The 22466-nt window shown below is 65.6% G+C and carries 19 protein-coding genes and 1 pseudogene; 6 read left to right on the plus strand and 14 right to left on the minus strand.

Translation table 11 applies throughout. The annotated features are described in order from the left end of the window. Positions 1-84: 84 nt before the first annotated feature. The 10 genes and pseudogenes from M0208_RS18565 to hisG form a co-directional block, all read right to left on the minus strand. Complete coding sequence (locus M0208_RS18565; protein WP_408988146.1) at positions 85-354, minus strand: type IIL restriction-modification enzyme MmeI; 270 nt, start codon at positions 352-354, stop codon at positions 85-87. Positions 355-459: 105 nt separating this feature from the next. Continuing rightward, positions 460-1251 (minus strand): annotated as a pseudogene (locus M0208_RS18570) (type IIL restriction-modification enzyme MmeI); the annotation flags it as partial. After that, positions 1143-2945 carry a DNA methyltransferase gene (locus tag M0208_RS10730; protein ID WP_258891692.1) on the minus strand — a complete coding sequence of 601 codons (1803 nt, stop codon included), beginning with the start codon at positions 2943-2945 and terminating at the stop codon, positions 1143-1145. The pseudogene M0208_RS18570 and the gene M0208_RS10730, both read right to left, overlap by 109 nt. A 105-nt stretch (positions 2946-3050) precedes the next feature. Next, a complete protein-coding gene (locus M0208_RS10735; protein ID WP_258891693.1) occupies positions 3051-5951 on the minus strand; it encodes a TonB-dependent receptor domain-containing protein in 2901 nt (966 codons plus the stop codon). Positions 5952-6129: 178 nt separating this feature from the next. After that, the gene (locus M0208_RS10740) at positions 6130-7134 is read right to left on the minus strand and encodes a type I restriction endonuclease (protein ID WP_258891694.1); all 1005 of its coding nucleotides are present in this window, start codon (positions 7132-7134) and stop codon (positions 6130-6132) included. A 242-nt stretch (positions 7135-7376) separates the two neighbouring features. Continuing rightward, entirely contained in the window at positions 7377-9536 is a 2160-nt protein-coding gene (locus tag M0208_RS10745) for a sodium-translocating pyrophosphatase (protein ID WP_258891695.1), read from the minus strand. An 84-nt stretch (positions 9537-9620) separates the two neighbouring features. After that, complete coding sequence (gene thiL / locus M0208_RS10750; protein WP_258891696.1) at positions 9621-10520, minus strand: thiamine-phosphate kinase; 900 nt, start codon at positions 10518-10520, stop codon at positions 9621-9623. A gap of 139 nt (positions 10521-10659) precedes the next feature. Continuing rightward, complete coding sequence (gene nusB, locus M0208_RS10755) at positions 10660-11115, minus strand: transcription antitermination factor NusB (RefSeq protein ID WP_258891697.1); 456 nt, start codon at positions 11113-11115, stop codon at positions 10660-10662. Between the two features lie 18 nt (positions 11116-11133). Then, positions 11134-12429, minus strand: a complete 1296-nt coding sequence (gene hisD, locus M0208_RS10760) for a histidinol dehydrogenase (protein WP_258891698.1) — start codon at positions 12427-12429, stop codon at positions 11134-11136. Further along, positions 12426-13073 carry an ATP phosphoribosyltransferase gene (hisG, locus tag M0208_RS10765; RefSeq protein ID WP_258891699.1) on the minus strand — a complete coding sequence of 216 codons (648 nt, stop codon included), beginning with the start codon at positions 13071-13073 and terminating at the stop codon, positions 12426-12428. Before hisG ends, hisD begins: the two co-directional genes overlap by 4 nt. 58 nt (positions 13074-13131) lie before the next feature. On the opposite strand from hisG, the gene M0208_RS10770 reads away from it, so the two are divergent. The 3 genes from M0208_RS10770 (at position 13132) to M0208_RS10780 (ending at position 15838) form a co-directional block, all read left to right on the plus strand. Beyond that, the gene (locus M0208_RS10770; RefSeq protein ID WP_258891700.1) at positions 13132-14247 is read left to right on the plus strand and encodes a DUF2332 domain-containing protein; all 1116 of its coding nucleotides are present in this window, start codon (positions 13132-13134) and stop codon (positions 14245-14247) included. Between the two features lie 34 nt (positions 14248-14281). Continuing rightward, positions 14282-14635 carry a PilZ domain-containing protein gene (locus tag M0208_RS10775; protein WP_258891701.1) on the plus strand — a complete coding sequence of 118 codons (354 nt, stop codon included), beginning with the start codon at positions 14282-14284 and terminating at the stop codon, positions 14633-14635. Positions 14636-14758: 123 nt separating this feature from the next. Continuing rightward, a complete protein-coding gene (locus M0208_RS10780; protein WP_258891702.1) occupies positions 14759-15838 on the plus strand; it encodes an AI-2E family transporter in 1080 nt (359 codons plus the stop codon). A gap of 82 nt (positions 15839-15920) precedes the next feature. On the opposite strand, the gene M0208_RS10785 is transcribed toward M0208_RS10780, so the two are convergent. Both M0208_RS10785 and M0208_RS10790 read right to left on the minus strand, forming a co-directional pair. Further along, on the minus strand, positions 15921-16844 hold the full coding sequence (locus tag M0208_RS10785) for a hypothetical protein (protein WP_258891703.1): 924 nt from the start codon (positions 16842-16844) through the stop codon (positions 15921-15923). 85 nt (positions 16845-16929) lie between these two features. Beyond that, positions 16930-18147, minus strand: coding sequence for a UbiH/UbiF/VisC/COQ6 family ubiquinone biosynthesis hydroxylase (locus M0208_RS10790; protein WP_258891704.1), 1218 nt, complete (start codon positions 18145-18147; stop codon positions 16930-16932). A 102-nt stretch (positions 18148-18249) separates the two neighbouring features. Here M0208_RS10790 and M0208_RS10795 point away from each other — a divergent pair, with 102 nt between their 5' ends. The 3 genes from M0208_RS10795 to M0208_RS10805 are packed head-to-tail and all read left to right on the plus strand — an operon-like array spanning position 18250 to position 21249. Beyond that, positions 18250-20556: a DNA translocase FtsK 4TM domain-containing protein gene (locus M0208_RS10795; RefSeq protein ID WP_258891705.1), complete on the plus strand. Its 2307-nt coding sequence runs from the start codon at positions 18250-18252 to the stop codon at positions 20554-20556. 53 nt (positions 20557-20609) lie between these two features. Next, the gene (locus M0208_RS10800; protein WP_258891706.1) at positions 20610-20864 is read left to right on the plus strand and encodes a hypothetical protein; all 255 of its coding nucleotides are present in this window, start codon (positions 20610-20612) and stop codon (positions 20862-20864) included. After that, positions 20857-21249, plus strand: coding sequence for an aspartyl protease family protein (locus M0208_RS10805; RefSeq protein WP_258891707.1), 393 nt, complete (start codon positions 20857-20859; stop codon positions 21247-21249). Before M0208_RS10800 ends, M0208_RS10805 begins: the two co-directional genes overlap by 8 nt. Positions 21250-21264: 15 nt before the next feature. Here M0208_RS10805 and M0208_RS10810 read toward each other — a convergent pair whose 3' ends face one another. After that, entirely contained in the window at positions 21265-21963 is a 699-nt protein-coding gene (locus M0208_RS10810; RefSeq protein WP_258891708.1) for a dienelactone hydrolase family protein, read from the minus strand. Continuing rightward, positions 21960-22424 carry a methylated-DNA--[protein]-cysteine S-methyltransferase gene (locus tag M0208_RS10815; RefSeq protein WP_258893224.1) on the minus strand — a complete coding sequence of 155 codons (465 nt, stop codon included), beginning with the start codon at positions 22422-22424 and terminating at the stop codon, positions 21960-21962. Before M0208_RS10815 ends, M0208_RS10810 begins: the two co-directional genes overlap by 4 nt. Positions 22425-22466: the final 42 nt, after the last annotated feature.

Consider the following 22466-nt stretch of genomic DNA (forward strand, 5'->3'; position numbering starts at 1 on the left):
CGGGAAACGGTGCTTTCGCGCCTTCCCTCTGCGCCCAAGGAAATGGTGTCGCTGGGCGTGCGAGACAAGCTGCCGGGCCGAAGGTCACGGCGCGTCCGCGTTGCGCGCACGGCGACGGGCGACGCGGACGTTGGCGCGGACGCCGGTGGTGGCCAGCGGGTTCACCAGCGCCTCATACCGGCCGAACAGATGTTCGACGCGGTCGCGGTCCGACGCGAACGGGGAGGGGCGATAGAGTTTGTCAACGGCCGCATCGAGCGCGTGATGCGCGCGGCGGAGATCGGCGGGCATCGTGTCGGGATCGTAAAGGTCGGCCAGACTGGCGGTCGGATGCGCGGCGCGCGCGTCGAGCACGGCTTGCGCGAGGGCCTCGATCTTCGTGCGTTGCGCCGGGGTGGCATCGGGCCACGGGAAGGTGTTATAGACGAGGCCAATCGAATAGCGAAAATCGCTCTTGAGACGACCACCGATGTGGCTGAGCCAAGCCATATGCGCTCGACTATTGAAAAAAGCAAAGTGCCACAGTGACGCGCCGGCCAAGCAAAGAGCGGCGTCACTCGGAATTATTGGTGGCTCCAACCACCCGATCGGCACATATTCTCGACGCTCCGAACTAACTCTTGGGATTAGCAAAAATGGCTCTGTTGGCAATAGATTAATATGATATGTTGTAGGCGTCTTGGCCAGTACTTGTGTTGGAGGACTTTTACTTTTTTCTCGGAATGAACGGACTGACGAGATACGATCAACGACGTGTGGCATACGTCTCAATCGGTCGGGCTTTGCTTCGTGCAGGGCCAGAATCCAGCGTTGCGTTCCGTTTATGAACTCTTCTGCGCCAACAAATGGCCGCATAAGGTCAGCCGCTTCGGGCTCGATATCCAGAAACTGACGACGTTCTGAAGAAGTGAAAATGAAATTACCGCCATCGATTGGCTTCGAGCCGATCACTAGCCGAGGGGCATCGTTGATCGGTCGACCTTCCTCCCTCACTACTAAATGTTGATTCGCAACGCCGCGAGCATCAAACAAATACGCCGTCAGCGCCTCATGCCGACTCTCGATCGGATCGCGGCGGATATCGGGATAGCTGAACAGCCGTTTCTCGTTCGGCTCGTTATCGCGGTGCGTCAGTCCGATGACTACGACATGGACGTGCGCCTTGCCGCGGGCCTCGCTGCCCCAACTGAAGGTGCGGTGCGCGAACGAGATTTCGAGATGGAAGCGTTCGAACAGGATCGGCCACAATTGCGCGACCTGTTCGCCTTGACTGATCGAATTGGTTGCAACGAAGGCGACGCGTATTTCGCTGTTCGCTGTTCGCTGTTCGCTGTTCGCTGTTCGCTGTTGTGTATGCTTATCCGCGGCGCGCAACCACTAATATACGCCCCCGCCTTGATAAACCAGGCCGCGACGAAATCGAGCGTTCCGCCGCTGCCGCCCAGCCCGGCGATCGCGCGGACCTGCGCGCGTTGTTCGGGGGTCTGGAACTTGGCGCCGACGAACGGCGGGTTGCCCATGATGTAGTGCAGTTTTTCGGGCGCGATCAGGCTGGACCAGTCCGCCTCCAACGCATCGGCGTGCAAGATGTGCGCGGAATTCTTCAGCGGGATGCGCGCCGAATTGCCCTGAAACGCTGCGTTGTAATCGTTGTTGGCCAGGTGATCGGCCATCCACATCGCCACCTCTGCGATGCGCGCGGGAAATTCCTCGATCTCGATGCCATGGAATTGTTCGACCGTGACGCGGCTGAGCAGCACGGCGTCGATCTGTTGCGTAGGGTACAGCGCCTTCAGGCAATCGAGTTCCAGCCGCCGGATCTCGCGATAGGCGACGACCAGGAAATTGCCGCAGCCACAGGCGGGATCGAGGAAGGTGAGGCGCGACAGTTTCGCCTGATATTCAAGCAATGCGGCATCGCGCCCGGTGCGGCGCGCGATCAGCTTGTCGAGTTCGGCGCGCAGGTCGTCCAGGAACAGCGGCCCGATGACCTTCATGATATTGGCTTCGGACGTGTAGTGCGCGCCCTTTGCGCGCCGTTCCTTCGCGTCCATCACCGACTGGAACAGCGACCCGAAGATCGCCGGGCTGACCCCGGTCCAGTCGTGGCGGCACGCGTCGATCAACTGCCGGCGCATCTTCGCATCGAAGACGGGCGTGCGCAGCCGCCCGGAGAACAGCTGACCGTTGATATAGGGAAAGGCGTTCAATTCCCCCGACAGACCGGTCTGGCGATCGTCCTCATGCGTGTCGAGGACGTCGAACAGCTCCATCAGGATGCGGCCGGTGTCGCTGCCGTCCTCCCGCGTGTCGTTCTGCAGCAGTTCTAGGAAGATGTCCTTGGGCTGGAAGATGCCGGTGTCGTCGGCGAACATGCAGAACAGCAGACGGACCAGCAGTTGCTCCAGCGCATGGCCGCGGTAGTTCGCCGCCTCCAGCGCGTCGTGGAGCAAACCCATCAGTTCGGCCGCCTTGATCGTCACCCCCGCCTGCGTTTCGAACGTGCGCTGGCGGCCGAGGACAAAGGCGAACGCCTCGATATGTTGGTGCAGGTCGGCAAGCGCGAAGCGGGTTTCCGCGCCGGTATCCAGATCGAGCAGCCGCCAGGTCTGGAAATCGCATGTCAGGACATGGCGCGGCTGTTCGGCGGGCGGGATGCCGTCGATGTAGTCCAGCGCCTGCACGCCCGCGCGATCCAGGTCGAGCCGCGCGCTTTTCTGTTCGATCAACAGGGTGCGCGGCCAGAACAGGTCCATGAAGCCGTGCTTGTTGTTCAGCAGCTTCACACGTTGTTCGCAGGTGGCGACGCGCCGGCGCTTCACGCCGAAGATGTCGAAGAAATCATTGTAGAAGGACTGGGTTTCGCCCTTCTCATAATGCGCGCCCTGCCATTCTTCGCTGAACGCGCGGGCGCGGCGCTTGATCTCGTCCCAACCCAGCCGCATCGCACGTCCCCTTGAGCGCGCTATGTGCCGAGGATTCCGGGCAAAGAAAAGCCCCGCCCGGTGGTCACCGGACGGGGCTCGCGGGTCGTACGCTCCCCCCGAGCGTTACAACCCGTAGCTGAGCCGCACGTACCCGAACCGGCCGGGCACGTCGTAGGTGGTCGGATCGTAGTTCGGACCGGCGCACGAGAAGCACGCGGGCGGATCGGTGTCGAACACGTTGTTCAGGCCGAGCGTCAGCCCGAACCTTTCCTCCATCCAGCTCGGCCGGAACGTCACCTGCGCATCGCCGTAGAAGCGGCTTTTCAGCTCGCGGCCGTTCTGGTTTTCGATCACGTTGTCGATGTATCGACCGGTCAGCGCCAGCGCCACGGGGCCGATGTCCCAGTCGATCGTCGCCTGCCCCTTGAAGTTGGGATAGGCCTGATCGAGCGGGTCGGCGCCGCGTTCGGTGCCGGTATAGTCGGTCACCGTCACGCCGTTGGTCGCGGGCACGGTTTCCTTGTAGCTCAGCAGGTAATTGCCGCTGACCGACAGGCCGAACGTGCCGACGCCCGTCTCACGCGTGCGCAGCGTGAAGGTGAAGTCGATCCCGTCGGTTTCGATCCGGCCGATGTTCAGCAGGACCGCGTTGATGTTCGAGATGAACCCGTTCTGCGTGCGGTTGACGGCGGCGCAGGACAGGGGATCGCCAGTCAGCACGCAACGGCTGAGCAGCACGCTGCCCGGGATCGACGAAATCGCGCCGTCCACGGTGATGTCGTAATAATTCACCTCCAGGCTGAGCGCGCTGGCGAAGCCGTTGCGCGCCCACGTCGGGCTGTACACGCCGCCGTAGATCCAGGTTTCGGCCTTTTCGGGTTGCAGGCCTGAGTTGCCGCCGGTCAGCAGCGCGATCTGCCCGCCCTGCGGTTCGGTGTAGCTGCCGTTGGCCGGCACGCCGTTGGCGATGCAGTTCGTGCGCACGGTCGCATTGCTTTGGAACAACCCGCCCGGCGCGCTGGTGCACGGGTCGTCGAGCGGCTGATCGAAGCGCGACTGCGCGCCGAACAATTCGCCGATCGAGGCTGCGCGATAGCTTTCGGCATAGGAAGCACGCAGCAGCAGGTCCGACACCGGCTTCCACAAGACGCTGCCCGACAGGACCGTGTTGCTGCCGAAGGTCGAAAAATCCGAGTAGCGCACCGCGCCGCTCAGTTCGACCAGGTTCAGGAATGGGACGTCCTTGATCAGCGGCAGGCGAAGCTCGCCATAGACTTCGTTGACCTTGAACGCGCCGCGCGCGGCCTGCGCCGGAATGTCCGAGCCCAGCCCGGCCTGGATGACCGGATCGGGGGTGAAGCTGCCCTGTTGATAGCGGTGCTCATATCCCGCCGCGACGCCGATCGGGCCGCCCGGCAGATCGAACAATTCGCCCGACACGTTGAAGGTGTAATCCTCCAGCCGCTGCTGGCTGCGCGAACGCTCGTCGAACGCCACGAAGCCCAGCATCGCAGGCGTGATCGATCCCTGACCGCCGAACACGTTGAACGGCACGCACGCTCCGGTGCACTGGCTGAGCGGTCCCAGCGCCTGCTGCAGCCGTGCGGCGTTGATGTTGCCGGTGAACAATTGCTTCGCGTCGTTCCAGCCGAGCACGACGTTAGCGTCGTAATACCAGTTCCTGCCGAACAGGTCGAACTTGCCGTCGACCGTGCCGGTCACCGACATCGTATCGACCGTCTGGTTATAGGTCCGCTGGCCGTTCTCGGTCACGCGGCGTGCGATGAACGAATAGGTCGCGGGCTGGCCGTTGGTGCCCGAATTCAGCGTGATGCCGAACGGGTTGAACGGATTGGTCGCGTCGATCGACACGGTGTCGAGCAGATTGCCGTTGCCCGCGTCGGGCCCCAGGAACAACGGCAGGAACGCCGCCTGATTCTGCGACTGCCGATGGTTCCATACCGCCTTCACGCGCACGTTGAACGCTTCCGAAAACTCCGCGCGCGCATTGGCGAACGTGCCGTAGCGTTCGTTGGGCGTCAGGAAATAGTTGAAAGGCGCGAAGTTGAATCGGTCGGAGTTGGTGAAGGCGCGGAAATCGCCACCGACCAGGGTCGGGTCGTACACGCCGCGGCCGTTGAGCGGCGGGTTGCGCACGGTCACGCTGCCGCCCGCGGGCAACGACGGGTTGCCGGTGTTGAACACGATGCGCCCGTTGACCGCCGCCGACGAACAGCCGCCGACCGCGTCGGTGCAGCTGGTCTGCCCGGGATTGGGGAATTGCGAGATCGCCCGGTCGCGCGTCCGCACCGAATCCTGCTTGGTGTAGAAACCGCCGACGTCGAGATGGACGCGGTCGGTGCCGCCGCCCCAGCTCAACTGGTAGTTCTGCGTCGCGCCGTCGTCTTCCTTCAGATACTGGCCGTATTGCGCCGACGCGCGAAAGCCCTTCTGCCCCGATTTCGTGATGATGTTGACGACGCCGCCGATCGCGTCCGTGCCGTACAGCGCGGAGGCGGCCGACTGCAGCACCTCGACCCGCTCGATCATCACGTCGGGAATCGAATTGAGATCGACGGTGCCGGGAATGCCGCTCGCCGATGCGCCGTTTACGTAGCGCAGGCCGTCGACCAGCACCAACGTGCGCTTCGACCCCAGATAGCGCAGGTCGATCGCCGCCGAACCCGCGCCGACGCCGCCGCCGTCCGGCGGGTTGCCGAGGTTGCCCGAATTGTTGAATTTGGTGTTGAGGCCACCCGACGAGGCGGGAATGCGTTGCAGCACGTCGGCGATCGACGACAGGCCGGTCTTGGCGACCGCTGCGGAATCGATCGTGACGACGGGCGACGGATTGTCGAGCGGGTCGCGGCGGATGCGCGATCCGGTGACGACGACCTCCTGCGATTCCAGCGTGGCGGGATCCTCGGTCGGCGCGGCCTGCGCAAAGGCCGGCGCGGCCGAAAGCCCCGCGATCAGCGCCGTCGCCGCTACGCCGGAACGAACGATAGATTTCGTAACGCGCATGGAAAAGTCCCCTTTATTGCCCCACGACCAATTCATTGTGTCGTATTGTTGCAATAAAGCCCGAGGTGACGTGTTCACGCAATACGCTAACCGCCGTATCGGGACGGTTACGAAACTATTTAGATGGTGCGATGCAAAAAAGTCACGGATCGGCCCGATTGCGCTATCGCAGGTTCGCTCAGCCGAGAAACTCGCCCAAGCGCGCGACGATCGCCTCCTCGAGCCGATAAATGTCGGTCAGGTCGGAAACCGCGTGGCGCGTTTCTGCCTTGTCGACGAACGTGCCGACGTAGCGCGTGGTCGGGCTGTTGAAATGCAGCCTAGCGATCGTCTTGCGATTGTTGTCGTCGAGCAGGATCGCGCAATAGGATTTTGAATCGCGGATCACGATACGGTTAGGCGCAACGTGCCGCGCGGCGATTGCCTGAACGATACGGAAGCCGCCGATTTCGTCCTCGGTGGTGATCACGCCATCGCCCTCCGACATATCGTCCGACGCGCCCTCATCGATGATCTCGGGCGCGGGATTGGCGACGTCGAGTGCGGAGGTGAGGCGGTCGTTCACGCGATCACGGATGAACGATGCGATGGTGTTGGTCAGCGTCGCGTGAAGCTGCTCCTTCACCGCCGCGGTGATCCGGCCGACCTGCACGCGCGCCGCCATCGATTGAAGCTTCAGGCGGCTCGCCTCGGCGACGATCGAGTCGATGTCGAAATGCGCGCGGGCGAAGCGCTCGATCGTCGTCGGGTCGGTCCGTTTCAGCGCGTTCATCGAGAAAGCGAAGAACGGCTTGTCATCCATCTTGTTCGGCTGTTCGATGTCCGAATAGAATTGGTAGATCACGCCGTTGGTCAGGATCGCAACGCGCGCGTCGGTCGTCGCGAAATAGCGGAACAGCTGCGACGCGTGTTTCAGGTCCAGTTCGACCGAGGACGGCTTGCATTCGATCAGGATGCTTAGCCGACCATCGATGCAGATGGCATAGTCGACCTTTTCGCCCTTTTTGATCCCGACATCGGCGGTGAATTCCGGGATAACCTCAGACGGGTTGAACACGTCGTAGCCGAGCGCCTGGAGGAACGGCATGACCAGCGCGGTCTTTGCCGCTTCTTCGGTCAGCAGCAGCTCACGATGCTGCGCTGTGCGCTTCTCAAGCTCGATCAGCCGTGACGCCAGTTCCATGCGTTGCTCCCCCCGATTGACGAGCGAGGCTGGCGATTTTCGCTTGTTTGTTCAATCCCCTGATGACCGTTCTTTGCAAGTTAGGCTCTTGGTTAAGGGAAACTCCGTCCGATACGGATCGGATGGAGTTTGGAAGGGCCTCCAGCGTCGCGGCGAAGCCGCGCCGTCGGACGGACGGGCGGGAAATTTGTCCCGCCCGTCCGCCGTCCGGGCTTTGGCTGATCGCCGCCTACCGCTTCGCGTTAGGTGGCTGCCAAAGCCGCGAGCAGCAACAGCGCGACAATGTTAGTAATCTTGATCATCGGGTTCACCGCCGGGCCCGCCGTGTCTTTGTACGGATCGCCGACGGTGTCGCCGGTCACCGCGGCTTTGTGCGCCTCGCTGCCCTTGCCGCCGTGATTGCCGTCCTCGATGTATTTCTTCGCATTGTCCCACGCGCCGCCGCCGCTGGTCATCGAGATCGCCACGAACAACCCCGACACGATCACGCCGAGCAGCATCGCGCCGAGTGCGGCAAACCCCGCCGCCTGCCCCGCCACCAAGGTGATGGCGTAGTACAGCGCGATCGGCGACAGCACCGGCAGCAATGAGGGTACGATCATCTCCTTGATCGCGGCCTTTGTCACCAGATCGACCGTGCGGCCATAGTTCGGGCGGCTGGTGCCGAGCATGATGCCGGGGTTGTTGCGGAATTGCTCGCGCACTTCCTCCACCACCGCCCCCGCTGCGCGGCCGACCGCAGTCATGCCGAACGCGCCGAACAGATACGGCAGCAACGCGCCGAGCAGCAGCCCGACGATGACGTAGGGGTTGGACAGGCTGAAATCGACCGTGATGTCGGGGAAATACGTCTGCAGATCGGTCGTGTATGCGCCGAACAGCACCAGCGCCGCCAGACCCGCCGAGCCGATCGCATAGCCCTTCGTCACCGCCTTGGTCGTATTGCCGACCGCGTCCAGCGCGTCGGTGCGGTGGCGAACGTCGTCGGGCAGGCCCGCCATTTCGGCGATGCCCCCGGCGTTGTCGGTGACCGGGCCATAGGCGTCCAATGCCACGACCATCCCGGCCTGCGACAGCATCGCGGTCGCCGCAAAGGCGATGCCGATGATGCCCGCTAGCTGGTACGACACGATGACCGCGACGACGATGACGAGCGTCGGCAGCGCGGTGGATTCAAGGCTGATCGCCAGACCCTGAATCACGTTGGTGCCGTGGCCGGTTTCCGACGCCTTCGCGATCGACTTCACCGGGCGATAGTTGGTGCCGGTGTAATATTCGGTGATCCAGACGAGCAGCCCGGTGACCGCAAGCCCGACCAGCGAGCACCAGAACAGATCCATGCCGGTGAAGCTGGTGCCTGCGATCGGTGCGGCGTTGTTGGGCAGGTCGCTGGTCAACGCGTCGGTGCCCGCATCGAGGAAGCCCGCGCCGCCGATCACCGCATTAAGGTCGCCCAGCACATAGTGCATGGCTAGATAGATTGCCGGGATCGACAGGATCGCGCTGGTCCAGAAGCCCTTGTACAGCGCCCCCATGATGCTGCCCTTGCCGAGCCGCACGAAATAGGTGCCGATGATCGAGGTGATGATGCACACCCCGCCGATGATCAGCGGCAGCGTCATCAGCCGCATCAGTTCCGCCGCGTCGGCGGTGATCAGCAGCGCGATCGAGATCATCGTCACGCCCAGCGTCACGACATAGGTTTCGAACAGATCGGCGGCCATGCCCGCGCAATCGCCGACGTTGTCGCCGACGTTGTCCGCGATGACCGCGGGGTTGCGGGGATCGTCCTCGGGGATGCCCGCTTCGACCTTGCCCACCAGATCGGCGCCGACGTCGGCCGCCTTAGTGAAGATGCCGCCGCCCAGACGCGCGAAAATCGAAATGAGCGATGCGCCGAACGCCAGCGCGGTCAGCGCCTCGACGATTTCGCGCGCGTTGGGGGCCAGCGCCTCCGGCCCGGTCAGATACCAGAAGAAGCCCGCGATCGAGAGCAGGCCGAGCCCCGCGACGAGCATTCCCGTCACCGCGCCCGAGCGGAACGCCATCGTCAGGCCGCCCTGCAGGCTGGTGCGCGCAGCCTCCGCAGTGCGCACGTTGGCGCGGACCGAGATGTTCATGCCGACATAGCCCGCGACGCCCGACAGCACCGCGCCAATGACGAATCCGACCGTGGAAAGTACGCCCAAGGTGATCGCCAGGATTACCGCGACGATGACGCCGACGATCGCAATGGTGGTGTATTGGCGGCCCAGATAGGCCTTTGCGCCTTCCTGAATGGCGGACGCGATGTCCTGCATCTTTTCATTGCCGGGCGAGGCGCGGAGCACCTGCTGGCTGGTGACGAAACCATAGACCACGGCCAACAGGCCGCAGAGAATGGCGATATAGACTGGCGTCATCGCGTGGCTATCCCCTCTTCGTTTCCGCACGGCCTCTGATGAGCCGCAATCCTCGGTTGCGGGAGGGGTAGAGGCCGCGTTTCGTCAGCGCAAGCAGGCTTGATGCTCGAATCCGAGGGTTTTCGGCAGCGGGACGGGCGCGTCGCCGTTCGTTAGCGATAAGCCCGCGCCATCGGCGAACGCGCCGATCCGCGTGGCGGGAGCGGCGGGGCGCTCGTCCGGGGCCAGCGCGAACAGCAACTGGTAGTCGTCGCCCGCGGTCGCGGCGGGAAGCGCGTCGTCGCCAGCGAAGGCGCGATACGCGGCCGACAGGGGTACGCGTGCCAGGTCGATCGTCACCGCCAGCCCGCTCGCGACCGCCATGCGCGCCGCGTCGATCAGCAGGCCGTCGGACACGTCCATCATCGCGTGGACCTGCGGGGCGAGCAATTTCCCTTCCGCGATCCGTGGGTGCGGACGGCGATAGGCGGCAAGCAGGTTGGCCGGTCCTTCGGTCCCTCGCGCGATGGCGAGGCCCGCCCCTGCGTCGCCGATCGTGCCGGTGACCCAGAGCGTGTCGCCCGCTTGCGCGCCTGATCGCGGCGGGGCGATGGCGTCGACGCCGATCGCAGTGAGCGTAATGACACGCGGCGCGCCGGGCGGGAGCGAAATGGTGTCGCCGCCGAGCAGCCGGCAGTCCAGCGCCGCGAGCGCCGCGGCGAACCCGGCGAGGAACGCGCGGTCCCACGCATCGTCGGTCAGCGGGTGGTTGAGGAGGACGCCTTCGGGCGTCGCGCCCTTGGCGGCGAGATCGGACAGGTTCGTCGCGACCAGCTTCCACGCGACGTCGTCGGGCGGGTCGGTGGGGAGGAAATGGACGCCCTCGACCAAAGTATCGGTGGTGAGCGTGTACGGTCCGAGCGTCGCGGTGTCGTCGGCCAGGCCATGCGCGCCGCGGTGGAGCGGCAGGCGGCGCAGGGCGGCGATGAATTCGGCTTCGGTCACTTCTTATTCCTCCCCGGTACAGAGAGGGGGACCGCCCGCCTCTTCGGCGGGTGGTGGAGGGACAGCCAAGCAGGACCGGGGCTTGTGGCTGCCCCTCCCCCACTTCGTGGTCCCCCTCCCCGTTCCGGGGAGGAATTGGTCACGCGCGCACATCTTTCGCGATTCCGTCGAGCAGCCCGTTGACGAACCCCTTCTCGCGCTTGTCGTAGAAGGCGTCGGCCACGTCGACATATTCGGTGATCACCGCCCCCACCGGCACGTCGGCGCGGGCGAGCAGTTCGTACGTCCCGGCGCGGAGGATCGCCTTCATCGGCTTGTCGAGCCGCGCCAGCGTCCAGCCGCTCGCCAGCTTTTTTTCGATCAGCAGGTCGATCTCGCCGCTTCGCGCGTGCGCGCCGGTGACCAGATCGTCGAAGAAATCGATATCGGCCTCGGCATATTCGGCATCCTCGATCGTCGCCCCCAAGCGGTGATTGTGGAATTCGGTGAGCAGGACGGCCATCGCGGTGCCCTCCATCTCATGCTGGTACAAGGCCTGGACGGCGGCGAGGCGCGCGGCGGCGCGGGCCTTCGATCGTGTATTGGTGCGGGACATGGGCGAACGCCTATGCTCCTAGTGGTTCAACCGCAACCGTAGCGCGACCGACTTCGCGTGCGCAGGCAGCCCCTCGGCATTGGCCAGCGCGACCGTCGCCGGGCCGAGTTTGCGCAAGGCGGCTTCGTCGAGTTGCAGGAAACTGGTGCGCTTCATGAAATCGGCGACGCCCAGCCCGCTGGCGAAGCGCGCACGGCGACCGGTGGGGAGGACGTGGTTCGGCCCCGCGACATAGTCGCCGATCGCCTCGGGCGTGTGCCGCCCGAGAAACGCGGACCCGGCGTGGCGCAACAGGTCGAACAGCGCCTGCGGATCGTCGCACGCGAATTCGACGTGTTCGGGCGCGAGCCGGTCGACGAAGGGGATCGCTTCGTCCAGCGTCTGTGTCACGACGACCGCGCCGTTGGTTTCCCAAGCGGTGCGCGCGACCTGTTCGGTAGCGAGCGTGCCGAGTTGCGCCTCGACCGCCGCCGCCACCGCATCGGCAAAGTCCGCATCGTCGGTGAACAGGATCGATTGCGTCGTCACGTCATGTTCGGCCTGGCTGAGCAGGTCGGCGGCGATCCAGTCGGGATCGTTCTTGCCATCGGCGACGACGACGATCTCGCTCGGCCCCGCGACCATATCGATCCCCACGACGCCGTATACCTGCCGTTTGGCCTCCGCGACCCAGGCGTTGCCGGGACCGGTGACGACATCGACCGCGGCGATCCGACCGGTGCCCCAGGCCAGCGCCGCGATCGCCTGCGCGCCGCCGATGCGCCAAACCTCGTCCGCGCCGCCGAGGTGCGCCGCGGCGAGGACGAGCGGTGCGATTTCACCGTTCGGGGTCGGCGTGACGACCACCAGCCGCTCGACGCCCGCGACCTTTGCCGGAATCGCGTTCATCAGCAGCGTGGACGGATAGGCCGCGCGTCCGCCGGGGACGTAGACACCCGCCGCATCGACCGCACGCCACCGCGCGCCGAGCCGGACGCCCGCGGCGTCGGTGAAGGCGCTGTCCTCCGGCCGCTGTTTCTCGTGATACGCCCGGATGCGGGTGGCGGCGAGTTCGAGCGCGATGCGCAACTCGGGATCGAGCGCCTCGAACGCCGCCGCACAATCCGCCAGCGGCACCTGCCACCCGGTCACATCGAGATCGTGGCCGTCGAACTTCTGGGTGAACGCGCGGAGGGCGGCGTCGCCCTCGTCGCGGACGCTACGCAGGATCGTGGATACATCGCGCGTCACGTCAGCCGAGGATTCGCGGCGCGCATCCACGAGTGTAGCGAAGGCTGCAGCGAAATCAGCGTCCGCAGTCGAAAGGCGAATCATGCCGCAGCGCGCCGGAACGCCTCCACTAGCGGCACGACCTCCGCCCGCGTCTTCATCGCCGCGCGGTTGACCACCAGGCGCGAGGTCACGTCCATGATCCGCTCGAACTCGACCAGCCCGTTCTCCTTCAGCGTTCGGCCCGACGACACCAGATCGACGATCCGCGGCGCGAGGCCGAGCGTCGGCGCCAGTTCCATCGCGCCGTTCAGCTTGATGCACTCCGCCTGCACGCCGCGTTTTGCAAAGTGGGCCGCGGTGACGTGTGGGTATTTGGTTGCGACGCGGACGTGGCTCCATCCGCGCGGGTCGTCGGTCGCGGCAAGGTCGGCGGGCTCGGCGACCGACAGGCGGCAATGCCCGATGCCGAGATCGACCGGCGCGTACAGTTCGGAATAGGCGAATTCGGCCAGCACGTCGGACCCGACGATGCCGAGCTGCGCCGCGCCGTGCGCCACGAAAGTCGCGACGTCGAACGCGCGGACGCGGATCAGCTCGATCCCCGGCGTATCGGTGGTGAAGCGCAGTGCGCGGCTGTCCTCGTCGCCGAACGCGGCCTCGGGCACGATGCCCGCGGCGGCGAGCAACGGCAGCGCCTCGGCCAGGATGCGCCCCTTGGGCACGGCGATCACGATAGGGCTGGTCACGGCCGGGCTTTACGCAGGCCCCCGTGCAGGCGCAACAGACGCAGACGGAGGGATATCGATGGGACACGAAGCCGAGAACCGACAGTCGTTCCACGTCCAGGCAGGCTATTGCACCGCGATGGCCGCGCCGGTCACCGCGCGCATCGCGACGGTGCTGGCCGACGCGCTCGACCGGACAAGCGAAACCGGGCGGCGCGTGCTCGACTGGCCGGGCGAGCCGGTGGCGGACGCGCTGGTGCTGCGGTTGATCGGCGGGTTCCATGCGCTGCACCGGCGCGGCGTCGATCCGGCGCTGTCCCGCGTGTTCACCGGCGAGGTCGCCGATTCCGCTTCGGTGATCGACACGCTCCGCGCGACGCTGCGCACCCACGATGCCGATCTGCTGCCATGGCTCGACGGCCCGCCGCAGACCAACGAGGCGGGGCGGTCCGCGGGGCTGATGACCGGGCTGCTGCATATCGCTGAACACTACGGTCCCCGCGTCGGATTGCTCGAGATCGGATCGAGCGCAGGATTGAACCTGCTGATCGACCGTTACGCCTTCGACCTCGGCGGCGTCCGCGCCGGGCCGGGCGATGCCGAACTGACGATCCGCCCGGACTGGCGCGGCCCCCCGCCGCCCGCCGTGCCGATCGCGATCGAGAGCGTGCGCGGGGTGGACATCGCCCCCGTCGACGTGCGCGATTCCGCCCCGGCCGAACGGCTGGAGGCCTATGTCTGGGTCGAGAATATCGAACGGCAGGAGCGACTGGCGACCGCGATCGACATGGTGCGGCGGCATAGCGTAAGCCTAGATCAGGGCGACGCCGCGGCGTGGGTCGAGGCGCGGCTCGCGGAGCCGCAACCCGCGGGCGTCACGCGCGTGCTGATGCATTCGGTCGTCTGGCAATACCTTCCGCCGCCCACGCAGGCGCGCATCCGCGACGCGATGGACGCCGCGGGTGCGCGCGCCACGCCCGATCGCCCGCTCGGCTGGGTGATGATGGAGCCCAACCGCGACCTCCACCGCCACGAAGTCCGCGTCCGCGGCTGGCCCGGCGACCGCGCGATGGAGCTGGTCGCGCTCACCCACGCGCACGGCGCCTGGGTCGAAGGACTCGCGCCGCCGTATGAGACGCGCGACTACGTCATGCGGCGTGGGCCGTATGAAGCGGACGCCACAGCCACACCTTAACCGATTATCCAGCTTCGTCCGCGACAATGCGCAGATGGCTGACGATGCCGATCCGATGCGCAACCCGCGCAGCAGCGTAATCATCCGCGCCTTGATCGAGGTGCCCGGCGTCCAATCCGAACGCCGCGTGCGCAATCTGTCGGCCACCGGCGCATGCGTCGACGATGACGGCACACTGGCGACGGGCATGATCCTTCGCGTGTCGATGGGCAGCATCCATGCGATCGAGGCCGAGGTCATGTGGACCCGCGCGACGCTGGCCGGCATCCGCTTCGCCTGGCCGGTCGATCTGCGGGAGGCGCGTCGCCCGCGCGGCAGCGCCGCCCGCTTCACCGCCGCGGCGGGATGGGTGGTGGAGGTCGACGACCCGTATCGGCGCCGCGGCTGACCCCGCGTCTCCCGTCGCGGCCCACGCGCGGAGCCATCTCGATCCCGGAGAGTTCACACGCACGGCGACCGCTTGCCGGGCGACCCGCGCATCCGTTTCCACCTTTCTCCAAAGGCCCGCCGCATGACCATCGCCCGAAAGCGCGTCGAGAACGGCGGCCTGATCCTGTTCCTCTTCATCATCACGGTGGCGCTGGCGCTGATCGTGTCGAACTTCATCGGCGCATTGCTGTGGGCGGCGCTGGCGGCGTTGCTGTTTCAGCCGTTGTTCCAGCGGATGTTGGCGCGCTGGCCCGGCCGCCGCAATACCGCCGCGGCGGTCACGATGTTGATCATCACGGTCGCGGTGATCATTCCGGCGATGGTCCTCGCCAGCCTGGTCGTGGAGCAGGCGGCGGGCGTCTATGTCCAGATGCGCAGTGGGCAGATCAACTTCGCGTCATACTTTCAGCAGGTGCAGGACGCACTGCCCGATCGTCTGCAGCGCGCGCTCAGCAGCTCGGGCCTCGACAGTTTCGAAAACATCCAGACGCGGCTGTCGCAGGCGCTCAGCAGCAGCGTCAGCACCATCGCGCGGCAGGCGCTGTCGATCGGCGCGAACGCTGCCGCCTTTTTGCTGGCGTTCGGCGTCGGGCTGTACGTCACTTATTTCCTGCTGCGCGACGGGGAGCGCATCGGCCCGGCGATCGTCCGCGCGCTGCCGCTGGAGCCGTCGGTGGCCCGGCGCATCGCGGACAAGTTCGTCGCGGTCGTGCGCGCCACGATCAAGGGATCGGGCGTCGTCGCGCTGGTGCAGGGCGCGCTGGGCGCGATCACCTTCTGGATCGTTGGCCTGCCCGCGGCATTGCTGTGGGGAATGCTGATGGCGATCGCCGGATTGCTGCCCGCGGTTGGCCCGGCGATCATATGGGCGCCGGTCGCGATCTATCTGCTGGCGACGGGCGCAATCTGGCAGGCGATCGTCGTAGCGCTGTCGGGCGTGCTGCTGATCGGGCTGGCCGACAACATCCTGCGCCCGATCCTGGTCGGCCGCGACACCGGCATTCCCGACTGGCTGGTGTTGGTCACGACACTGGGCGGCATCAACCTGGTGGGCTTAAGCGGCATCGTCGTCGGCCCGCTGGCGGGCGCGCTGTTCATCACCGGCTGGCAGATCCTGACCGAGCAGCGGTTGGGGCGGGTCGAGGATGACGCGGTCGAATGAGCGGGCCGCTCCAACACCCCCATGCAACATCGGCCTCTCCCGCGTTCGTTGCAGGAGCCGTGTGGCATCGTATAGCCGCTGCCTATCGCCAAAGCCGTGCTATCAACCGTTCGCCAACCGGATCGTAGCTGGCAAGGTCGGATCGCGTGAACGGAAAAAAGTCGTTCCGCCCGAAATAGGCTTCGCTTAACTCCGCGAAATATTCGGCTGCGTTGTTGCGGGCATAGGCATCGCTGATCGAACCGTCGTGCCGTTTTACGCGTCGATAAAGGCCGCTCTCCATCGCTTGACGGTAAGTCGCGTGTATATCCGCGCGGTCTTGCTTCGACAGCCGCGCTTGATAAGCGTGCGCAAGTTCGTGCAGCACGGCACTCGGTTGAACCTTCACCGTCTCTACAAACATGCCCGCATCGGACAATTCGATGGCGTTCAGCATTTCCACCGTCCGGCCATGCGCGACGAGCCAGTCGGGATCGGGATGGAACATGCCGCCGGGACCGGCATGGTCGTGAAGGAAGATCGGCGTCGAACGTACTTGCGCCAAAGATGCTGGCGGCAGGGCGGTTTCCGTCTGTTCAAACAGTCGCGAAAGCGTGACGAGGGCGGTCTTTGCAGGTTCAGCGCCGGGATCGAGCGCCTGATCGACGAAAACGTGCCATCCGGGGCGGACGGCCACCGAGCGATAGCGGCTCGTACCGACGTAGGTTCCGGAGGATATTTCGTCGATTAGCACCGTTCGCCGACAACGGCCCTTCGGATCGGTCAACACGAACGTATGGCCCACAAAGGTCTCGAGCGAGATATGCGCGCCGGGGGCGATCGTACCGAAATGGACCTGCTTGCCCTTCGAATCGATCCACGACAGTAAAAGTGGGAGCCGCTCACCATTCTGAAAGGCGTGGTTGACGGGGCGGGCCACGGCGTCCGTCGTCTGCAACGCCGAAAGACGCGCGCATGTCGGTGACGCAACAGCGATACTCGAGAGCAGCAGGGCAACGACGATCAATACAGGCCTCCTCGCAAGGTGCCCTTACTATGCGCCTGTAATTGCGGCAGTTCCGGGGCGGGCTGCACCACCGCGAACCTAAGCTCTAAACCGGCATCCCCTGCAGCAGTTTCGGCAGCGCGCCGCTCTCGCCGCGCGCTTCCGCCATGAAGCGCGCCTTCAGCGGGGGGATGCGGTCGACGGCGGAGATGCCGAGGCGGCGGACGGCGCTGGCGGTCTTGCCGGGGATGCCGAACAGGCGGGTTAGTGTGTCGGTGGCGGTCGCGACCAGGAACGTGTCGAGGCTGCGCCATTTCTGATAGCGGTCAAGCAGTTGCGCATCGCCCTGCTCCAGCCCCAGCCGCCGCCCCTCGACCAGCACCTCGGCAAGTGCTGCGACATCGCGGAAGCCTAGGTTCAGCCCCTGACCCGCGATCGGATGAATGCCGTGCCCCGCGTCGCCGACCAGCGCGAGCCGCGTATCGGTGATGCGCGCGGCATGATGGAAACCGAGGGGATAGGTCGCGCGGGGACTCGCGTCGGACAGCGTGCCGAGGAACCCGCCCATCATTTTCTCCGCCTCGGCCAGGAACGCGCGATCCGACAGCTTGAGCATCGCGGGCGCGTCGTCGGCCTTGACGGTCCACACGATCGCCGAGCGGTGGCCGATCGCGTCGTCGGGCAACGGCAGCAGCGCGAACGGGCCGGAGGAATAGAAGATCTCGTAGGCGATGTCCTCGTGCGGCTGCTCGTGGTGGAACGCGCCGATGATCGCCGCGTGATTGTAGCGCCAGTTGGCGACGGTGATCCCCGCTGCCTGCCGCGTCGGCGAGTTGCGGCCCTCGGCGGCGACGAGCAGCGACGCGGTGGCCGTCGTGCCGTCGCTGAGCGTCGCGCGGACCTCGGCCGCGTCGCGCGTCACGTGCGTGGCGCAGGTCTTCATCCGCAGGTCGACGCCCTTCGCGTCTCGCGCCGCCTCGTACAACGTCGTCCGCAGCAAGCGATTCTCGTACATCGTGCCGAGCGCATCGTCGTCCGCATCGGGAATGAAATCGAGCTTGCCCGGCGCCAGGCCGTCGCTCACCCGAATCTGCCGGATCGCACAGCCCTGCCCCGCGATCTTCGCCCCCACCCCGATCGCGTCGAGCATCCGGTGGCTGGCGCTCGCCACCGCCGACGCGCGGCCGTCGAACCCCGCCGCCAGCGTGACCGCGGGGTCGGCCGGATCGACGACGATCGCGGTCAGGCCGTGCGTATCGAGCGCCACCGCCAGCGTCGAGCCGACCAGCCCGCCGCCAAGGATAAGGACATCAGCGTGTTCCATCCGCCACGCTCTAGCGTGATAGCGTGCCCAAGCCAACGCGGACGGCTTGACGCCGGACTCGCCGAGGCAGATTAATTCACCGGGCTTTTTCGGGGATTTCAGATGGCGAGCCGGGCTGACGCGTCCCGAAGAGAAACGGGGCTTTGGCGCGAGACGGTGAAGGCGGGGGCGGTGCGCAGCGGCGCGCTGGTGACGGCGTGCGCGCTGTTCGCGCTGACCTTGCTGATGGCGCTGGCGCTGGCGAGCTACAAGCCCGGCGATCCGTCGCTCAATACCTCCGCGGGCACGATCGGGAACCTGATCGGAGCGCCGGGCGCATGGTTCGCCGATCTGGCGCTGACGCTGCTTGGCCCGGCGGTGGCGTTGCTGCTGCCGGTCGCGCCGATCGTCGCGCTGCGGCTGTGGCGCGATCAGCCTGCGGGCGCATGGGGTCGCACGTTGCGCGGCGCGGGTGTCGGCGTGGCGCTGATGGCGACTGCGCTCGCCTGCGTCGACGACGAAGCCGTGCTGGCGCTGCCGTTCGGCTGGGGCGGCGCGGTCGGTTCGGGCGTGGTGGCGGGCGCGCGCTGGGCGCTGGCCTTTGCGAACGATGCGCGGATCACGTGGTGGAGCATTGTCGCGCTGGGCGTCGTCACCGGGACAAGCGGTGCGATCGTCTGGGCGCGCAGCCTGGAGATCGACATGCCGCGCCGCTGGCGCGACCGCCGCCTCGCGCTGCCCGCGCCGCGTGGCGGGCAGGACGACGCCGACACGCCGCTGCAACTGGTGCGTCGGCCGGTCACGCCGCGTCCGCTCGCGCAACCCGATCCGCGTCCCGGCCCGGTCATCGCAGACCGCAATATTGCGCCAGCCCAGCCCGCCAAGGCGAAGCCGCGCCAGACGCAGCTCGATCTGCGCGACAATTACAAACTTCCGTCGCTCGACCTGCTGACCCCCGCCCCGCCCTCCCCCAACGTCGGGATCGACAAGGCCGCGCTCGAACGCAACGCCCGGTTGCTCGAAACCGTACTCGACGATTTCAAGGTGAAGGGTTCGATCACCGAGGTCCGGCCCGGCCCGGTCGTGACGATGTACGAGCTCGAACCCGAATCGGGCGTGAAGGCCAGCCGCGTGATCGCGCTGGCCGACGATATCGCGCGCAACATGAGTGCGATCTCCGCGCGCGTCGCGACCATCCCCGGCCGCACCGTGATCGGCATCGAGCTGCCCAATGCGAAGCGCGAATCGGTGTCGCTGCACGAACTCGTCGGGTCGCAGACATTCGAGGATCAGAACGCGCAACTTCCTGTTATTCTTGGGAAGAATATCGCCGGCGATCCGGTCATCGCCGATCTGGCGCCGATGCCGCATCTGCTGGTCGCGGGCACCACTGGCTCTGGCAAATCGGTCGGCCTGAACTGCATGATCCTGTCGCTGCTGTACCGGCTGACCCCCGATCAGTGCCGCATGATCATGATCGATCCCAAGATGCTCGAACTGAGCATGTACGACGACATTCCGCATCTGCTTTCCCCCGTCGTCACCGATCCCGCGAAGGCGGTCCGCGCCCTCAAATGGGCGGTCGAGCAGATGGAGGATCGCTATCGGCAGATGTCGTCGCTCGGCGTGCGCAGCCTCGCGGGCTTCAACGACAAGATCCGCACGAGCCGCGCCAAGGGCCAGCCGCTCGGCCGCCGCGTGCAGACCGGTTTCAATCCCGAGACCGGCGCACCGATCTATGAGGAGGAGAAGCTCGAATACGACGTGCTGCCGCAGATCGTGGTGATCGTCGACGAGCTCGCCGACCTGATGATGACCGCGGGCAAGGAAGTCGAATTCCTGATCCAGCGGCTCGCACAAAAGGCGCGCGCGGCGGGCATCCACCTCATCATGGCGACGCAGCGCCCCTCGGTCGACGTCATCACCGGCGTCATCAAGGCGAATTTGCCGACCCGCATCAGCTTCCACGTCACGTCGAAGATCGATTCGCGCACCATCCTGGGCGAACAGGGTGCCGAGCAACTGCTCGGCAAGGGCGACATGCTCTACATGCCCGGCGGCAAGGGGATCGTCCGCGTCCACGGTCCCTTCGTCAGCGACGACGAAGTCCGCGCGGTGACCGATCACTGGCGCGCGCAAGGGACGCCCGACTACATCACGTCGGTCACCGAAGAACCCGAACAGAGCTTCGACTTGGACGGTGCGCCTACGGGTGAGGATTCCGCGGAGGATCAGCAATATCGGTCGGCGATCCAGCTGGTGTGCGAATCGCAAAAGGCCTCGACCAGCTGGCTTCAGCGCCAGCTCCGCATCGGCTACAATTCCGCCGCCCGGTTGATCGAGCGGATGGAAAAAGACGGCATCGTCGGCCGCCCCGACCACGTCGGAAGACGCGAAGTCCTGCGCGATGCCGACGGGCATGCGATCTGAGGGGGATTCCCCTCGACTCACCAATGTGTCATCTTCGTCTGAAGGAGGTCTTGATGGACCGCTTGCTCCAGCGCCAGCAGATCGATCAGAATTATGATGCGTTCCAGCGCGTGCTCGGTGTCGTGCTCGCCACTCACCGCGACGAACATGCGCTCATTCGCGATCGTGAAATCATCGGCTATTTCACGTCCGCCGGCGACGCCTATCGCGCCGGCCTGCGCCGGTTTCCCGATCACCGTTTTTCGATTCAAGAAGTAACCGACGAACCTATCGACCTGGGACTTCATTCGCACGTCCGCGGTGATTGAATGGCGACGAACCGGTCGTCGGATTGTCCTTGATATCGACATTCTGCGGCCCGACCCGGCGACCGACCTGACGGCGGTGCGCGTGGTCGCGCTGCTGGACACTGGTGCAACGTCATCTGGCGTGGCCAAGCGTATCGCCGACGAACTTCGATTGCCGTCGATTGGCAAGGAACCGATCAACACGGCGGGCGGCACAATCCTCGCCGAGCGATTTCTGTTCCGGGTAGCCTTTCCAATCAGCGGATCGTTCCCGCATGTGTTTGACGACATTACCGGCTTCGAATTGACCGACCACGGAAGCTTTCAGGCGGTGCTAGGGATGGATGTGCTTTGCCGATGCGACTTTACGATGCAGCGAAACGGAGACTGCACGTTACGGTTCTGAGTAATGAGCTGCGGGCTAATTAAGGTTCGCGGCAAAGAACTTTTCTGTCCGCTCGTCCGCCAGCTTCGCCGCTTCATCCGCCCGCCGCTCGCCGAACTCGGTGGCGAAGCCGTGGTCTTCGCCGGGATAGTCGAAGATCGTCACCTTGGGGTGATCGTCCAATCCCTCGTGCATCCGCCGTTGCGCCGCCTTGTCGACGAAATGATCCTCCTCCGGCACATGCAGTAGCATCGGATGCGCGATCGCATGCTTCTCGCCCAGCAGGCCGTCGATCCCGACGCCATAGTAGCCGACGCTGGCATCCACGTCGGTGCGCGCCGCGGTCATGAAGGCCAATCGCCCGCCAAGACAATACCCGACCGCGCCGACCTTGCCCCCCGCACCCAGTTCACCGCGCGCGAAGCGGATCGTCGCTTCGATGTCGGCGACGCCCTTGTCCTGATCGAACTGTCCCATCAGCGCCAGCGCGCGGTCGAACTCGGGCGTCACGTCAGGGTCTAGTTGGACGCCCGGCTCGATCCGCCAGAACAGATCGGGTGCAATCGCCAGATAGCCCTGTTCGGCCAACCGGTCGCACTTGCTGCGAATGCCGGGATTCACCCCGAAAATCTCTTGGATGACGATGATCGCTGCGGTCGGCGCGCCCGCCGGGTCCGCGCGATAGGCATTGAAGCTGCCGGTGTGATCCAGCGTTTCGATCGTCACGTCGGTCATCCATCAATCCTTGCAAAGCGCCGCTCGTGATCGAGCAGCCAGTTCTTGGTCGCGATTCCCTCGCCCGCCGAATAATGTCCACTTCCGCCGACGATTCGATGACAAGGAACGACTATCGGCAGTGGATTCTTGCGGCACGCCTGACCGATCGCGCGCGCACTCGATCCGATCCGCGTGGCGACTGCGCCGTAACTCGCGGTTTCTCCCGCCGCGACTGCGACGATCGCGGCGCGCAACGCCTCTCCGCGCGGGGTACTCAGCGGTGCGAGCGGCAGATCGAAAGTGATACGCTCGCCCGCGAAATATTCCTGCAACTGGTTGGCCGCAGCGCGCACCGCAGCGCTCGACGCCCGCTTCGCCGCGCCGTCCCGGTCGATCGCGATCCGGCTGATCGACTCATCCCCCTCGATCCGAACGAATCCGATCGGCGTTGCGATAATCGCATGATCGCGCGCATACATGGACCCACGGTAATCCGCCGACGCGATCGGCTCAACCACCAC

Source organism: Sphingomonas sp. SUN019, from assembly GCF_024758705.1.
Lineage (GTDB): Bacteria > Pseudomonadota > Alphaproteobacteria > Sphingomonadales > Sphingomonadaceae > Sphingomonas.

Coding starts and splice junctions, on each gene's coding strand:
- M0208_RS10730 (WP_258891692.1), bottom strand. CDS start 2,945: ATGCGGCTGGGTTGGGACGAGATCAAGCGCCGCGCCCGCGCGTTCAGC.
- M0208_RS10735 (WP_258891693.1), bottom strand. CDS start 5,951: ATGCGCGTTACGAAATCTATCGTTCGTTCCGGCGTAGCGGCGACGGCG.
- M0208_RS10740 (WP_258891694.1), bottom strand. CDS start 7,134: ATGGAACTGGCGTCACGGCTGATCGAGCTTGAGAAGCGCACAGCGCAG.
- M0208_RS10745 (WP_258891695.1), bottom strand. CDS start 9,536: ATGACGCCAGTCTATATCGCCATTCTCTGCGGCCTGTTGGCCGTGGTC.
- nusB (WP_258891697.1), bottom strand. CDS start 11,115: ATGTCCCGCACCAATACACGATCGAAGGCCCGCGCCGCCGCGCGCCTC.
- hisD (WP_258891698.1), bottom strand. CDS start 12,429: ATGATTCGCCTTTCGACTGCGGACGCTGATTTCGCTGCAGCCTTCGCT.
- M0208_RS10770 (WP_258891700.1), top strand. CDS start 13,132: ATGGGACACGAAGCCGAGAACCGACAGTCGTTCCACGTCCAGGCAGGC.
- M0208_RS10775 (WP_258891701.1), top strand. CDS start 14,282: ATGGCTGACGATGCCGATCCGATGCGCAACCCGCGCAGCAGCGTAATC.
- M0208_RS10780 (WP_258891702.1), top strand. CDS start 14,759: ATGACCATCGCCCGAAAGCGCGTCGAGAACGGCGGCCTGATCCTGTTC.
- M0208_RS10790 (WP_258891704.1), bottom strand. CDS start 18,147: ATGGAACACGCTGATGTCCTTATCCTTGGCGGCGGGCTGGTCGGCTCG.
- M0208_RS10795 (WP_258891705.1), top strand. CDS start 18,250: ATGGCGAGCCGGGCTGACGCGTCCCGAAGAGAAACGGGGCTTTGGCGC.
- M0208_RS10800 (WP_258891706.1), top strand. CDS start 20,610: ATGGACCGCTTGCTCCAGCGCCAGCAGATCGATCAGAATTATGATGCG.
- M0208_RS10810 (WP_258891708.1), bottom strand. CDS start 21,963: ATGACCGACGTGACGATCGAAACGCTGGATCACACCGGCAGCTTCAAT.
- M0208_RS10815 (WP_258893224.1), bottom strand. CDS start 22,424: ATGTATGCGCGCGATCATGCGATTATCGCAACGCCGATCGGATTCGTT.